Source organism: Deinococcus roseus (assembly GCF_014646895.1).
In the GTDB taxonomy this organism is placed as follows: domain Bacteria; phylum Deinococcota; class Deinococci; order Deinococcales; family Deinococcaceae; genus Deinococcus_C; species Deinococcus_C roseus.
In genome coordinates this window covers 525953-539040 of record NZ_BMOD01000001.1, presented here as the reverse complement: position 1 = coordinate 539040, position 13088 = coordinate 525953, and the positions used below count along the sequence as shown (strand labels likewise).

The following is a 13088-nucleotide window of genomic DNA, read 5'->3' as shown; positions in this document are numbered from 1 at the left end:
GTCAGCCTCCCTGGATGGTCGCATGTTTGACCATCTTTGCAAAAATGAAGCGGGACAGCAGGCACAGACCCACAGCCCAGAGCACGAGTTCCAGCAGCATTCTGGGGCCATCCGAAACCGGAGTGAGCCCACTCAGGAACGAAGCAGGCACATACACTGCTTTGCTGAAAGGGGTGAAATTTGCCACGGTCCTGAGCCAGTCGGGCATCAGGGTGAGGGGAATCAGGGCACCGCTCAGGAAAGAGGCCACCCCTTCTTTCAGGACGTTCAGCCCCCAGGATTCGGTGGTCACAAACACGATGCAGGCAATCATCCACTCAAAGAAAAACACGATGATGCAGCCCAGCACCAGAGAAATCAGGAAATACAGGTAGGCCAGCGGGTCAGAGGGAAGCTGCAAATGAAAGAACACAAGGGCCATCACCCACAGTTGCCACCTCATCAGCAGGTCCGTGAACCAGCGGTTTAAAGCCTGGGCCAGATTCTGAAACTGGAAATCCACAGGCCTGAGCAGCTCAATGGCCAGTTCTCCCCGGTTCAAGAGTTGACCAAAACGCTGGATGATGCCTGAACCCGTCAGGCCAGAGAGCATGCGGGCCAGCATGATGTAATTGAGGGTTTGCTGGACAGACTGGCCTTTGATGCTGTCCTGGTTTTCATAGACGGCACTCCAGAAGTACACCATCACCAGCAGTCCCACCGTCTGCACAAAGAGACTGGCCCAGAACCACGCACTGTACGCCATTCTGGCTTTGGCCTGGGTCATGCCCACCTCCCAGTACACGCCAAGTTTGTTCAAAACGGCAGTCATCCCATGACCTTCTCGCGGTGCAAGGCCCCCTGGTAAATCTGAGAGATGATCGAGGTGAGGTCAGGCTCCTGCAGCTGAAAATCCTGCACTTCCAGTTGCTGCATCACCTGTGCGGCCACCAGACTGGCACTGGCTTCACTGCGGTTGAATTTCAGGACCAGTTTGTTGCCTTCTGCAGAGAGCAGTTCGGACCCTTTCGGAAGCAGCAAACGGGAGGTGTTCAGGGTTTCTGCTGTTTCAAAAGTGATGGTGCGGTGCGTCCCGAAGTGGTTCTTGATGGTGGAAAGCTGACCGTCGTAAATGATATGCCCGTTGTCGATGATGATGATGCGCTGGCACAGTTCTTCGATGTCCCCCAGGTCGTGGGTGGTCAGCAGCACAGTCACATCCCTTTCCTGGCTTTGCTTTTTGATGAAATCCCGAATTCTTTGCTTGGCCATGATGTCCAGTCCAATGGTGGGTTCATCCAGATACACAATTTTGGGCTCGTGAATCAGGGTGGCGGCCAGCTCTGCACGCATTTTCTGACCCAGAGACATGGTGCGGATGGGTTTGGAGAGCAGTTCATCCAGGTCCAGCAAATGGGAAAATTCTTCCAGCAGGGTTTTGTAGCGGCTTTCTGGAACGTCATACATGCGGGCAATCAGGCGCAGGGATTCAATGAGGGCCAGATCCCACCACAGCTGGGTGCGCTGCCCGAACACCACCCCGATGTCTTTTGCATTGGCCACCCGATTCTTGAAAGGGTCTCGGCCCAGGATGCGCACCTGCCCACCGGTGGGGGCCAGAATGCCCGTGAGGATCTTGATGGTGGTGCTTTTCCCGGCACCGTTCACCCCGATGTAGCCCACCACTTCTCCCTTGCCCACCTGAAAACTCAGGCCATTTACTGCGGTTTTGTATTGGTATTCAGGTTTGAATAAGCCTTTGACCGCTCCCAGAAGTCCAGGCTCTTTTCTGGGAATGGCAAAGGTTTTCTGCAGATTTCTCACATCAATCGGAAGGGGTTCCATGGGGTCAATTGTAAGGGAAGTGACCAAGTGCTAGGCCATAGAACATAGGTGTAAAGCGCCGATTTGCTTAAAGCGGATCTGCTCCAGCCTCCTGCACGCCGTGGGTTTCAAGACACCTCAGGGCATTTTGCAATTTGCTGATGTCCTCAAAAAGGTGGTCTTCTTTGATTTTCCCCCAGCAGATCCTGAGCACCTGCAGCCCTTCATTCTGGTAAAGGGTTCCATCAGGAAGCTGGGCCTGCACTGTAAAAAAGGTGTTGACCAGTGTGTTCCAGAGCCAGCCACTGACCAAAATGCGCTGAACTGTAAAATGAATCTCTGGAAAAATGCGCTGGAAACGTTCAAACCATGCTCGAATTGAGAGATGTCCCTGTCTGGCCCCTCCCAGAGCATGCTCCCCTGAGAAAGAAAATCGGGCATCGGGGGCAAACAGCTTCAGGATGCTGTTCAGGTCTGCTTTGTCCCCTTCGCTGAGGGTCTGAAATGCAGTGCGAACAATGGAACGGACAATGGAATGATACATGATTTATCATATATAAAAATCCTCTCCCTGGTAGGGAGAGGACCAGCCGTCAGGCTGCGGTGAGGGTCGAGCTTAAACCGTTTCCTCGTTGCGGATGGGATGGGCACTGATCACCTTGTCGCCGTCCCCAATGCGCATGACCTTCACGCCCTGGGAGTTGCGCCCGAACACGCTGATTTCTTCCACGCGGGTGCGAATCACGATGCCGTTTTCACTCAGCACCATCAGTTCCTCATCGCCAGAAACGCAGGTAAGGGTCACCAGGGCTCCGGTCTTGTCGGTGACTTTCAGGGTGATCACGCCCTGACCACCACGGTTCTGGATGGGGTAATCGCTGACCGGGGTGCGTTTGGCAAGGCCCAGTTCACTGACGGCCAGCAGCTCCTGCTCTTCGCTGGAAATCAGGGCCATGCTGACCACCTGGTCGTCTTCACGCAACCGAATGCCAATCACGCCCTGGGTGGCCCGTCCGGTGTCACGCACATCCCCTTCGGTGAAGCGGATGCTCTGGCCTTCTTTGGTGGCCAGCACAATCTGTCCGCCCTCGTTCATCACGCCCACTTCAACGAGGTTGTCTCCGTCCATCAGGTTGATGGCGATGAGACCTGCCGCATTGATGTTGCCGTACTCACGGATGGTGGTTTTCTTGATCATGCCCTTGGAGGTGGCGAAGACAAAGTAACCGTCCTGCTCGAAATCCTTGATGGACAGCACGCTCTGGACATTTTCCCCATCTTTGAGGGGCATGATGTTGCGGGTGTGGGCACCCTTGGCATCCCGTCCGGTTTCAGGGAGGTCATAAATTTTCTCTCTGAACACCCGACCCTGGTCGGTGAAGAACAGCAGGTAATCGTGGGTGGAGCCCACAAAAATCTGGGTGTTGACGTCTTCTTCGCGGAGTTTTCCTCCACTGAGGCCACGCCCGCCACGGGCCTGGGCGCGGTAGGCTTCCAGGGTGGTGCGTTTGATGTATCCGGCTTTGGTCATGGTGATGACCATGTCCTCAACGGCAATCAAATCTTCCTTGGAGATGTCATCGTCCAGCACAGTGATCTGGCTGCGACGCTCATCACCGTAACGGTCCCGGATGTCCTTGATTTCCTGCTTGATGACCTTCCAGAGCAGGGTTTCGTTGCCCAGAATGGCCTGCAGACGGGCAATTTCCTGCATCAGTTCGTCGTATTCGGCTTGCAGTCGGGCACGTTCCAGTCCCACCAGACGCTGCAGTCGCATGTCCAGAATGGCCTGGGCCTGGGGCTCAGACAGCCCGAAACGGGTCATCAGGCCGTCTTTGGCCTCTGCACCCGTCTGGCTGGCACGGATCAGTTTGATCACTTCATCGAGGTGATCAAGGGCAATCAGCAGGCCTTCCAGGATGTGGGCACGGGCCTGGGCTTTTTCCAGTTCGTACTGGGTGCGGCGGGTCACCACTTCCCGGCGGTGGTTCAGGAACAGTTGCATGGTGTCTTTGAGGGGAAGCACCTTGGGTTCCTTGTTCACAATTGCCAGGTTGATCACCGTGAAGGTGGTCTGAAGCTGGGTGTACTTGTAAAGCTGGTTGAGGACCAGTTCGGGAATGGTTCCGCGTTTCAGATCGATCACGATGCGCACGGGTTCACGGCGGTCAGATTCGTCGCGCAGGGCAGAGATGTCTGGAATCTTGCCCTGGCGGTACATGGCAGAGATGGTGGACACCAGGTTGGATTTGTTCACCTGATAGGGAATTTCGGTGATGATGATGGTGTTGCGCCCATTTTTCTCTTCAAAGCGCACTTTGCCCCGCACCCGCAGGGAAGCATGGCCTGAAGCGTAGGCTTCACGGATGCCACTCTTGCCAATCCGGCCTCCGGTGGGAAAATCTGGCCCGGGGATGATTTTCATCAAATCATCCAGGGTCATGTCTGGATTGTCGATCAGTTCCAGTAGGCCGTTGGAGATCTCAGTGAGGTTGTGGGGAGGAATGTTGGTGGCCATGCCCACTGCAATCCCGGTGGCCCCGTTGATCAGCAGGTTGGGCACTGCAGAAGGCAGCACGGTGGGTTCTTCGGTGGTTTCGTCGTAATTGGGACGGTAATCAATGGTGTTCTTTTCCAGGTCCTGCAGCACTTCCTCGGCAATCTTGGTCAGCCTTGCCTCGGTGTAACGCATGGCCGCTGGAGGATCGCCGTCCAGAGAACCAAAGTTGCCCTGTCCCTGGATCAGGGGATAGCGCAGGTTCCAGTTCTGGGCCTGTCGCACCATGGCATCGTAAATGGCACTGTCGCCGTGGGGGTGGTATTTTCCCATCACTTCGCCGACCACCCCTGCACTCTTGGAGGGTTTGTGGCTGCTGGTGAGGCCCATCTGGATCATGGCATACAGGATGCGGCGCTGTACGGGTTTCAGACCGTCGCGCACGTCGGGAAGCGCACGGTCCACAATCACGGACATGGCGTAGTTGATGAAGTTGCTCTTGACTTCTTTGGTGATATCAATGGGTTGGACTTGAGACACCCTGGGACCCTTTCTGGGAAATGAACGGAAGGGATGCGAGCATCACCTCAGCGTATTTTCCACAATACAAACAGGAGTCAGCAAAACCACGGACCTCGCAAAGGCTTCACGGTGTCCGTGGCCACTCCAAATGTCCTTAAATTATACCACAACTTCCGGGGATTTACGCAAAAAACATAAACGTAGGCAGAACGCTCTGCGCCCTGCTGTCTCTGCTCCAGTGACCTCTAATGAACCATATCAGACAGAATTCCCCCTCTGTTGACCCCTGAAATGTCTGCCGCCCTGTAACAGCCTCCCGGTCTGGATTGTTACGTCTAAAACAGAATAAGCCCTGAAGAGTTTGTTCTGGTTTTTCGTACAATAAACCATGCATGCTGAACGCTTTTACAGCTACTTGAGAAAAGCCCGCCGTGAGCTCTGGACTTCACTTCGCACCCTCTCAGATGAAGACCTCTCCAGAGCGGTCCTCCCCACCGAAGGAGCACGCTGCATCAAGGATCTGGTGTTTCACATTGCTGCCGTAGAAGATGGCTGGTTTCATCTGGATTTGCTTGGAAAGCCCATGGTGCAAGTTGCTTTCGGTCTGGAGCCCACCTCTGAAGACACCTACTGGCACCATGAAACCGAACCCCTGGAAAAGCTGCTGGCCTACTGGGAAGCCGTGGAAGCAGACACCCTGCAACTCTGGCCAGAGTTGATGGCGGTGGCAGGGTCAGACCAGAAGATCAAAGCTTTTGATGACAGAACAGAAACCCTCAGTGCAGACGAAGTCCTATGGCACGTCATGCAACACGAGGTGCGACACACCGCCCACATTGTGCAGATGATGCGCCTGCTGGGACACAAACCCCCTTCTCTGGATTACGTGTTCCTGATGGCGCATTGATGTTGGAGAGCAAGGCAAGGGAGAAGTTCTGGGCTGATTCTAGGACTGATTCTGCTGCAACCCTTTGCGTTTGATTTTCTTCTGGGCCTGCGCTGCAGGTGCTCCCCATGCCTGCAGTTGCTCCAGAGGTACCCCCAGTTGCCAGAGGGTGATGGTGTCCTCCACATCCAGGGTTTGCTGACCCAGCAGATCAGGCCTGCGTCTCAATGTGCGGGCCAGTGCCTGATCCCGTCTCCAGCGGGCCAGTTTTGCATGGTTGCCAGACCTCAGCACTTCTGGAACAGGCTGGTCCTGCCACACTTCCGGGCGGGTGTACTCTGGATAGTCCAGCAGGCCGCTGGAAAAAGAATCCTGCTCGTGGGATTCCTGATCTCCAATCACCCCGGGGACCAATCGGCCAATGGCTTCCATCAGACAGGCCGCAGCCGCCTCCCCACCCATCATCACAAAATCACCCAGCGAAATTTCACGGGTGACCAGGGTTTCTGTGCGGGCATCAAAACCCTCATAGCGGCCACACAGCACCACCAGATGCTCCCTCTGGGAAAGCTCCTCCGCCATTTTCTGGTTGAAGGTTTCACCGGCAGGGGTCAGCATGATCACCTCGCTGGCAGGGTCCAGGGTTTGCAGGCAGCGTTCCACCACATCCACCCGGATCACCATCCCGGCACCGCCCCCGTATGGGGTGTCGTCCACCTTGTTGTGCTTGTTCTGGGCGTGGTCCCGCAGGTTCACCACATCAAACTGCAAGAGGCCCTTTTCCTGGGCTTTCCCTAAAATGGCCTCTCTGGTGAACGGAATCACCAGTTCTGGAAAGAGGGTCACCACACTAAACTTCAAAGAGCCCCTCCGGTGCATCCAGAATGATGCACTCCCCGAGCTTGACCTCCACATAGGGGGCCTGCAGGGGAACCAGGTATTTTTTCAGGCCCTTGCGCACCTCTAAGGTGTCCTGATGACCGTGATCATGCACGGCAATCACTTTCCCCAGGTCCTGTCCCTCAAGAGAGCGCACAGGCAGACCGATCAGGTCATGGTAGTAGTACACACCTTCTTCCAGAGGGGGCAAATCCTCATCGAAGGCATACACCTGCTTGCCTTTCAGGCGCTCGGCCAGGGCACGGCTGGAAATGCCGATCAATTCGACCACCATCCCCACCTCGTACACCTCCAGTTTTTTGATTTTCAGGGTGCCAACACCCTCAATCTGCAGACGGGTCAGGTCCAGGTAACGCTCGGTGTCCCCCAGGGTGTAAAGCTTGATGGCCCCCTGGATGCCGAAAGCGTCCTGAACAGTAGCAATGCGGGTCAATTCCATGCGAATAGATTATACGCCAGGGAACAGGGGAGGGCAGGTCTGGTGTTCAACGGGATTCTGCAACAGATTCGGGGGCTTCATCAATGGGCATCTGGTAGAAATTGACGTGAAAACCATAATCTTCCAGATGGCGGTAACCCACAAACTCAAAGCCGTAATCCTCGTAGTACTTGCAGAGTTTTGGGTGTTTTGCAGAGGTGTCCAGCCGCAAAAGGGGTTTTTTTCTGCGGGCTGCTTCCTGACGGGCAAAATCAATCATGTCCCGGCCCAGACGCTGCCCTGCACGGGTGCGGCTCACCGCCAGTTTGTGCAGGTACAGGGCCTCTCCATCTGCCACACCATCCCACAAAAAATCTTTTTCTTGCAGCACCATTCCAGCCACAGGCTGGTTTTTCAGGAAGGCCAGATAAAATTCGTCCAGACGGTACAATTTGAGCAAAGCTTCTGGGGTGATCTGCTCGGGAGACCACAAAGGCGTGCCCTGGTTTTGCAGCCACAACACCACATCCAGCAGCAAGCCGGAATACAGGGGAAGTTCATGGGGTTCGATGGCACGGATGATCAAAGACATGTCTGATTGTAGACAGCAGGCCATGCCATGCCCTCAGGTTGCATAAACGAAAGCTGCATGAACCAAAAGGGCCTGCTGTGCAGGCCAGGGTGTTGTTTGGTGTTATTTTTTGTTGTTTTCCAGCAGTTCCAGAATGACCTTCAGGGGTTTCAGGGTGTCCATGTAGGCATAACGGCCCCCGATGTATTCCCCTTTCTGCAAGAGGGGCATGCCGTTTTGCTCCAGCAGTGCAATTTTCTCTTTCATGCCCTCAATCACAAAAGCAATGTGATGCACCCCTTCACCATTCTGGTCCAGGGATTCCCTCCAGGTGCTGGGGTTGTGGTCTGGTTCAATCAGCTCGAGTTGCAGGGAACCCATGTCAAAAAAAGCCAGCTTTGCACGGGCCTCAGAAGGATTTCCCCGGTGCTCGGTCTGGGCTTTCTCGATGGAATCGGTCCAGAACCAGGCAGGTTTCTCCAGACCAAAAAAGTCAGCGTAGGTCTGGGAAACGGTGTCGATGTCATGCACAAGAATGCCAATCTGGGTGATCACGTTGTTGCCGAGCAGGTTGCGGTCCATGATGTGCTCCTTGAAGACAGAAGGTTGGATTGAGGTGCTGCCCCAAGTCTATTTGACAGCCCCTTTCAAATTGTGAGATTGAATAGATCCTTTCTGACACACATTTTCACGGAAACACCATCCGGCGTTTTCTGTTGACCTGCAAGCCACAAAAAGCAGAGGAACAGACACCAGGCTCAGGGCAAGGAGGTGGTGTTGCTCTGGTGTGGTTTGAGGATGGTTTCCAGCTGGAAAAGGTGGCGTCTGGCGTGCATGGCCAGAAAGTACAGGTACTCATACACGTTCAACCGTCCCAGACCATTGACGGTCATGGTGGTGGTGTAAAGCAGTCCCTCTCCACCAGGGAGTTGATCTAGATGGGTCAGGCAGCGCTGCAACTGACTGTGCAGGGTTCGTCTCACTGTTGCAAGATCGGCCTGACCAGAAGGCTCCATGTGCTCTGGACGGATCCAGGCAAATGCCCCATGGGTGCCCACCTGTTCCAGACCAGCCAGATCAAATTTGATGTTCTGCAACTCCACCTGCAAGTTCAATTGGTTCACATTTTTTCGGGCTTTTTCTGCTGCCTTGTCAATCAGAATCAAAAGAAAATGGTTGGTGAGACCAATGTGCTCCAGCACCTGCGCAATGCTCCAGCCCTGCGCAGGCTGAAAGTGCAAAACCCCTTCAGCTTCATCAAACCACCCATCTACCTGATCAAAGGTGGTGTGAAGGGTTGTCCTGACGTGCTGCAACAATGGTGCAATGTCCAACGGTAAAGAGTCCATCTGGACAGTTTAAAAACAACACGACAAAACCCCATCCACATTCTGGCCTGGATGGGGTAAGGGAAATGGGTTACTTCTTGCTGCTCAGGTCCACCTGAACCCGGTTGCGGTTGGTGTTGAGTCCACGGGCAATGGTGCGGATGGCCTGAATGACCCGTCCGTTCTTGCCAATGATGCGGCCTTCCTCGCCGTCATGAACGTGAATGTAGTAGGTGGTTTCAGGGCCACGTTTGGTTTTGACGACCACACTCTCGGGGTGGTCCACCACGCTCTGCGCGAGGTATTTCACGACTTCTGCAAGGTCTCGCATGATACTGAATTCTACAGGAAATCCTGACCTTCTGCGCAAAAACAAGAAACAACACAAAGGGCCCGCAAACTGCGGGCCCTTTGTGTTGTTTTCTCTTACTGGTTGTAAACGCCAGAAACTTTCAGCAGGCGCTTGGCGGTCAGGGTGGGTTGAGCACCCTTCTTCAGCCACTCGCGGGCGCTTTCCACGTTCACAACCAGGAAGTTCTCGCTGGTTTTGCGGGGGTCATAGTGACCCAGGTTCTCAATGTAGCCACCATCGCGGGGACGACGGGCGTCGGCAACGACAATGCGGTAGTGGGGGTTGTGTTTGGAACCATAGCGAGACAGACGAATTTTAACCATGTTCTTTTCCTCTTCTGGAAGCGTGTGAGGGTTGGGCTTGTGTGGCGTTCACTCCAGCAGCCAACCTTAGTGAACGCAGCACGTACAAGTGTAGCAAAGACCCCTGTCCCTGACAATAGGAAAACCACAGGGGAAGCTGGGTTGCGACATGAAGAATTAAGGTGTGGGCGCTGCAGCCTGCTGGTCATGGCCCTCCATGATGGGGGACCACCCTGTCTGTCCATTCAGGCGTTTTTCGATTTTCAGATGGCGGTTCTCTTGCACATATATATAAGGTGTCTTCCTCAGGTTCAGAATCCGGGAGCAATGTAAGAGGTCTGACCGGAGCCGCTCCTGACCGCCACCCAGAAGTCAAAGGTGTTGGGGTCGCTGACTGGACTGCCCCCGGTGTACCCGATGAGCTGTCCTCTGGAAATGCGTTGCCCTTCTCGGACGGTGGGGCTTTGCAGGCCTGTGTAAATGGTGTAGATGCTGCCTGCATCGTTGTGGGCCAGCATGATCACGGTGCCCAGGTTGGGGTTGATGGTGATGCTGATCACCCGGCCTTCTGCGGCTGCCGTGACCGGAGCACTGGACTGGCTTCCTGCAATGCTGGTGGAAAGCTGGCCGTTTCGTCCGTAAGGGACCACCACCCGTCCACCTTTGAGGGGGAAAGCCAGGGTGCCCAGGCTGGTGGGCAGCGGGGCATTGTTTCTGGCACTGATGGCTGCTTGCTGTTTCAGCTGGTCTTCGCGGGCCTTGATGGCCGCCTGTTCTTTTTTGATGCGTTCCTGCTCTGCCCTGAAGTCGGCCAGTTTTTTCTGCTGCTCCAATCGGGCTTTTTGCTCTGCCAGTTTTTTCTGCTGTTCCAGTCGGGCTTTTTCCTCAGCCAACCTGCGCTGGCGTTCCAATCGGGCTTTTTCCTCGGCCAGCCTGCGCTGTTCGGCTTCGCGGCGTTTGCGTTCTTCTTCTTCTTTGCGTTTGCGCTCGGCTTCAATGCGTTCCCGCTCGGCCAGGATGTTGTTGAAGATGCTGCCAATGTCCTGCTGGGTTTGCACTGCAGCCTGACTGGTCTGGTACACCAGGGCCTGCTGTCCTGATTTGGTCTGCTTGAGGGCATTGATGGCCGTCTGCTGTTTGGCTTTCTCGGTTTTCACCAGTTCCAGCTTGGAAGCCAGTTGTTTCTGCAGGGCTTTCAACTCATTGGAAAGCTTGTCCAGTTCTGCTTTCTGAACCGCCAGTTGTTTCATGGTGCTTCTCAGGTCCTCAATCACTGAGAGGTCCTGTTTGCTGAGGATGTCCAGGTAATGCCGCCGGATCAGAACGTCGTAAAAGTTTTTTTCCTGGGCCAGCAGTTCCACATAAAGGTTGGACTTTTCCCGGTAAAGGGTCAGCATCAGGCTTTGCACCTGGGTTTTCAGGCGGTTGTTGCGGGCATCGGTGACTTCAATCTGACCGTCCAGGTTGGCAATCTGGGCTTTTTTGAAGTCCACATCCCGGGCGACTTTTTGCTGGTCGTTTTGCAGTTTTTGCAGCCGGGCATTGACTTCTTCCAGGGTGGTCAGGGCCGCCTGTTCCTGCAGGCTGAGGGCCTGCAACCCCAGTTTCAGGTCGTCCAGGCGCTGTTGTTGCTGGTCCCGGACCACCCTGGCCTGCCGCAGCTGTTCTTCCAGGTTTTGCAGTTGCTGGCTGGTCTGGGCAACGGCTCCAGCGGTCAGCAGCACGAGGAGCAGCAGGGCTTTTTTCATCACTCGATTTCCCTGAGGTAGTGGTTGGAGGCCAGCCAGCTTCCTGCTGCACCAATCAGGAGTCCGAACAGGAAAAGTCCAGCCAGGGATTGCAGCACCCGGATGGGCTCGGTGACCAGGGTCAGGAAGGGCACGCTTTTTTGCAGGCTGTCCACCAGGCTGACGTAAGTGGGCACCAGAATGATGCAGGCAATGGCCCCGGACAGCAGGCCCAGCAGGATGCCTTCCATCAGGTAAGGGGCACGCACGAAACGTCGTGTGGCTCCCAGCAGGCGCATCACATTGATTTCCTCACGGCGGGCATACATGGCCACCCGCACGGCATTGAGGATGTTGAAGAAGGAGCTCAGCACCAGCACCACCACCAGGGCCCAGCCTCCAGACCTGAGCGCCCGGATCAGGTTGATGCTCTGGTCGATGGTGCCCTGCCCGTACTCCACCGAATCCACACCTTCAAAGTTTTTGATGGCCTCCGCAACATTTTTGGTGTCCTGTGGGTCTTTGAGTTTCAGGCGCAGGGTGTCTGGAAGGGGATTGTCCACCAGGCCTTCTGCCTGCTCAAAAGAGGGGTACAGCTCGGTCATTTCCTGCATGGCCTGTTCTCTGGTGACCAGTTTGGCTTCCTTGATCAGCGAGCCGTACTGGGTTTGTATGGCGAGGGCCACAGATTCCAGGGTGGAGCCCTGCTTCAGAAAAACCCCAATCTCCACTTCGGATTCCAGCTTGAGCAGGTTGCGTTCCAGGTTCTGGGTGAGCAGAATCACCGCTCCCAGCACAGCCAGGGTGATGGTCATGGTGCTGAGGGTGGCAAAGGTGGCGGTGAGGGTGCCGCGCACAGCCACCCACATCTGCCGGAGGTGGTACATCATAGGGCGTAACCCCCGTAAGGGTCATCGCGCACAATTTTGCCTTTGCGCAGGGTGATGGTGCGGTGACGGAAGTTTTCCACCAGTTCTTTGGCGTGGGTGGCGACCACCACGGTGGCTCCCCGCACGCAGATCTGTTGCAGGAGTTTCATGATCTCCACGCTGATTTCCGGGTCGAGGTTTCCGGTGGGCTCATCGGCCAGAATCATGGGTGGGCTGGTGACAATGGCGCGGGCAATGGCGGCCCGTTGTTGTTCTCCCAGCGAGAGCTGCATGGGCAGGGCACTGCGTTTGTGTTCCATGCTGACCATCTTCAGGGCGTTGGTGATGCGCTGGTGCCAGTCTTTCTGGGGCACATTGGTGACCCTGAGGGCCAGCGCGATGTTGTCTTCCACCGTGAAATGCGGCAGCAGCATGTTGTCCTGAAAGATCATTCCGATGCGCCTTCGGTGAATGGATGCTTTGCCCCCACGGTATTTGGAGAGGGGTTCGTCGTTGATCATCACCTGTCCACGGGTGGGGCTGATGCGTTTGAGGATCAGGTTCATCACGCTGCTTTTGCCTGCCCCGCTGCGTCCGATCAGGTAGACGAATTCACCTTTGCGGATGTGCAGGTTGATGTCATCGAGGGCCAGGGTGCGGGTGACCGGGTATTCCAGACTGACGTGGTTGAGTTGAATCATGCTGACCTTTTGAGGGCCCTGTCCCAGAAGGAAAAAACCTTCAGGGATGGGCGCAGGGAATTTGAGAGAGCGCAGGCTCTGATGTCCAGAGTAAACATTCATAGTAAGCATACTGGAAACCCGGTGTTGCAGGAATGAGAACCCCTGCAGGTGTCTACCTTGCAGGAGCACCCAGCATGCATGGAGGTGCTGGCTGTCTGGTCGGCAATGGT

Annotated in this window: 15 protein-coding genes; 1 reads left to right on the top strand and 14 read right to left on the bottom strand. The window is 55.3% G+C overall.

Annotation, left to right across the window (positions count from 1 at the left end; genetic code table 11):
* Nucleotide 1: 1 nt before the first annotated feature.
* The 4 genes from IEY52_RS02535 to gyrA form a co-directional block, all read right to left on the bottom strand.
* On the bottom strand, nt 2-811 hold the full coding sequence (locus tag IEY52_RS02535) for an ABC transporter permease (RefSeq protein WP_188999324.1): 810 nt from the start codon (nt 809-811) through the stop codon (nt 2-4).
* Nucleotides 808-1824: an ABC transporter ATP-binding protein gene (locus tag IEY52_RS02530; protein WP_188999321.1), complete on the bottom strand. Its 1017-nt coding sequence runs from the start codon at nt 1822-1824 to the stop codon at nt 808-810. The genes IEY52_RS02535 and IEY52_RS02530 overlap by 4 nt, the downstream gene beginning before the upstream one ends.
* Before the next feature lie 67 nt (nt 1825-1891).
* Nucleotides 1892-2347 (bottom strand): nuclear transport factor 2 family protein, encoded by a 456-nt coding sequence (locus tag IEY52_RS02525; RefSeq protein ID WP_188999319.1) that lies wholly within the window; start codon nt 2345-2347, stop codon nt 1892-1894.
* Nucleotides 2348-2419: 72 nt separating this feature from the next.
* On the bottom strand, nt 2420-4840 hold the full coding sequence (gyrA, locus tag IEY52_RS02520) for a DNA gyrase subunit A (protein WP_188999315.1): 2421 nt from the start codon (nt 4838-4840) through the stop codon (nt 2420-2422).
* Between the two features lie 370 nt (nt 4841-5210).
* Here gyrA and IEY52_RS02515 point away from each other — a divergent pair, with 370 nt between their 5' ends.
* Complete coding sequence (locus tag IEY52_RS02515; RefSeq protein WP_188999312.1) at nt 5211-5729, top strand: DinB family protein; 519 nt, start codon at nt 5211-5213, stop codon at nt 5727-5729.
* Between the two features lie 39 nt (nt 5730-5768).
* On the opposite strand, the gene trmD is transcribed toward IEY52_RS02515, so the two are convergent.
* From trmD to ftsE, 10 genes are all read right to left on the bottom strand, one after another.
* Nucleotides 5769-6587 (bottom strand): tRNA (guanosine(37)-N1)-methyltransferase TrmD, encoded by an 819-nt coding sequence (gene trmD / locus IEY52_RS02510; RefSeq protein ID WP_188999309.1) that lies wholly within the window; start codon nt 6585-6587, stop codon nt 5769-5771.
* On the bottom strand, nt 6559-7047 hold the full coding sequence (rimM, locus tag IEY52_RS02505) for a ribosome maturation factor RimM (protein WP_188999306.1): 489 nt from the start codon (nt 7045-7047) through the stop codon (nt 6559-6561). Before rimM ends, trmD begins: the two co-directional genes overlap by 29 nt.
* A gap of 46 nt (nt 7048-7093) precedes the next feature.
* A complete protein-coding gene (locus IEY52_RS02500; RefSeq protein ID WP_188999302.1) occupies nt 7094-7618 on the bottom strand; it encodes a GNAT family N-acetyltransferase in 525 nt (174 codons plus the stop codon).
* Between the two features lie 102 nt (nt 7619-7720).
* The gene (locus IEY52_RS02495) at nt 7721-8179 is read right to left on the bottom strand and encodes a VOC family protein (protein WP_188999301.1); all 459 of its coding nucleotides are present in this window, start codon (nt 8177-8179) and stop codon (nt 7721-7723) included.
* 176 nt (nt 8180-8355) lie between these two features.
* Nucleotides 8356-8946 (bottom strand): DinB family protein, encoded by a 591-nt coding sequence (locus IEY52_RS02490; protein ID WP_188999298.1) that lies wholly within the window; start codon nt 8944-8946, stop codon nt 8356-8358.
* Nucleotides 8947-9016: 70 nt separating this feature from the next.
* Complete coding sequence (locus IEY52_RS02485; RefSeq protein WP_146887055.1) at nt 9017-9256, bottom strand: KH domain-containing protein; 240 nt, start codon at nt 9254-9256, stop codon at nt 9017-9019.
* Nucleotides 9257-9351: 95 nt separating this feature from the next.
* Complete coding sequence (rpsP, locus tag IEY52_RS02480; RefSeq protein WP_188999295.1) at nt 9352-9600, bottom strand: 30S ribosomal protein S16; 249 nt, start codon at nt 9598-9600, stop codon at nt 9352-9354.
* Nucleotides 9601-9890: 290 nt separating this feature from the next.
* Nucleotides 9891-11327, bottom strand: a complete 1437-nt coding sequence (locus IEY52_RS02475) for a M23 family metallopeptidase (protein ID WP_188999292.1) — start codon at nt 11325-11327, stop codon at nt 9891-9893.
* Nucleotides 11327-12196 (bottom strand): cell division protein FtsX, encoded by an 870-nt coding sequence (locus tag IEY52_RS02470; protein WP_188999289.1) that lies wholly within the window; start codon nt 12194-12196, stop codon nt 11327-11329. The genes IEY52_RS02475 and IEY52_RS02470 overlap by 1 nt, the downstream gene beginning before the upstream one ends.
* On the bottom strand, nt 12193-12876 hold the full coding sequence (gene ftsE, locus IEY52_RS02465; protein WP_188999287.1) for a cell division ATP-binding protein FtsE: 684 nt from the start codon (nt 12874-12876) through the stop codon (nt 12193-12195). The genes IEY52_RS02470 and ftsE overlap by 4 nt, the downstream gene beginning before the upstream one ends.
* Nucleotides 12877-13088: the final 212 nt, after the last annotated feature.

What these genes read in the sequence shown, in the direction of transcription:
- IEY52_RS02535 (WP_188999324.1), bottom strand. Translation starts at nt 811, where the DNA reads ATGACTGCCGTTTTGAACAAACTTGGCGTGTACTGGGAGGTGGGCATG.
- IEY52_RS02530 (WP_188999321.1), bottom strand. Translation starts at nt 1,824, where the DNA reads ATGGAACCCCTTCCGATTGATGTGAGAAATCTGCAGAAAACCTTTGCC.
- IEY52_RS02525 (WP_188999319.1), bottom strand. Translation starts at nt 2,347, where the DNA reads ATGTATCATTCCATTGTCCGTTCCATTGTTCGCACTGCATTTCAGACC.
- IEY52_RS02515 (WP_188999312.1), top strand. Translation starts at nt 5,211, where the DNA reads ATGCATGCTGAACGCTTTTACAGCTACTTGAGAAAAGCCCGCCGTGAG.
- trmD (WP_188999309.1), bottom strand. Translation starts at nt 6,587, where the DNA reads ATGCACCGGAGGGGCTCTTTGAAGTTTAGTGTGGTGACCCTCTTTCCA.
- rimM (WP_188999306.1), bottom strand. Translation starts at nt 7,047, where the DNA reads ATGGAATTGACCCGCATTGCTACTGTTCAGGACGCTTTCGGCATCCAG.
- IEY52_RS02500 (WP_188999302.1), bottom strand. Translation starts at nt 7,618, where the DNA reads ATGTCTTTGATCATCCGTGCCATCGAACCCCATGAACTTCCCCTGTAT.
- IEY52_RS02495 (WP_188999301.1), bottom strand. Translation starts at nt 8,179, where the DNA reads ATGGACCGCAACCTGCTCGGCAACAACGTGATCACCCAGATTGGCATT.
- IEY52_RS02490 (WP_188999298.1), bottom strand. Translation starts at nt 8,946, where the DNA reads ATGGACTCTTTACCGTTGGACATTGCACCATTGTTGCAGCACGTCAGG.
- IEY52_RS02485 (WP_146887055.1), bottom strand. Translation starts at nt 9,256, where the DNA reads ATGCGAGACCTTGCAGAAGTCGTGAAATACCTCGCGCAGAGCGTGGTG.
- rpsP (WP_188999295.1), bottom strand. Translation starts at nt 9,600, where the DNA reads ATGGTTAAAATTCGTCTGTCTCGCTATGGTTCCAAACACAACCCCCAC.
- IEY52_RS02475 (WP_188999292.1), bottom strand. Translation starts at nt 11,327, where the DNA reads ATGAAAAAAGCCCTGCTGCTCCTCGTGCTGCTGACCGCTGGAGCCGTT.
- IEY52_RS02470 (WP_188999289.1), bottom strand. Translation starts at nt 12,196, where the DNA reads ATGATGTACCACCTCCGGCAGATGTGGGTGGCTGTGCGCGGCACCCTC.
- ftsE (WP_188999287.1), bottom strand. Translation starts at nt 12,876, where the DNA reads ATGATTCAACTCAACCACGTCAGTCTGGAATACCCGGTCACCCGCACC.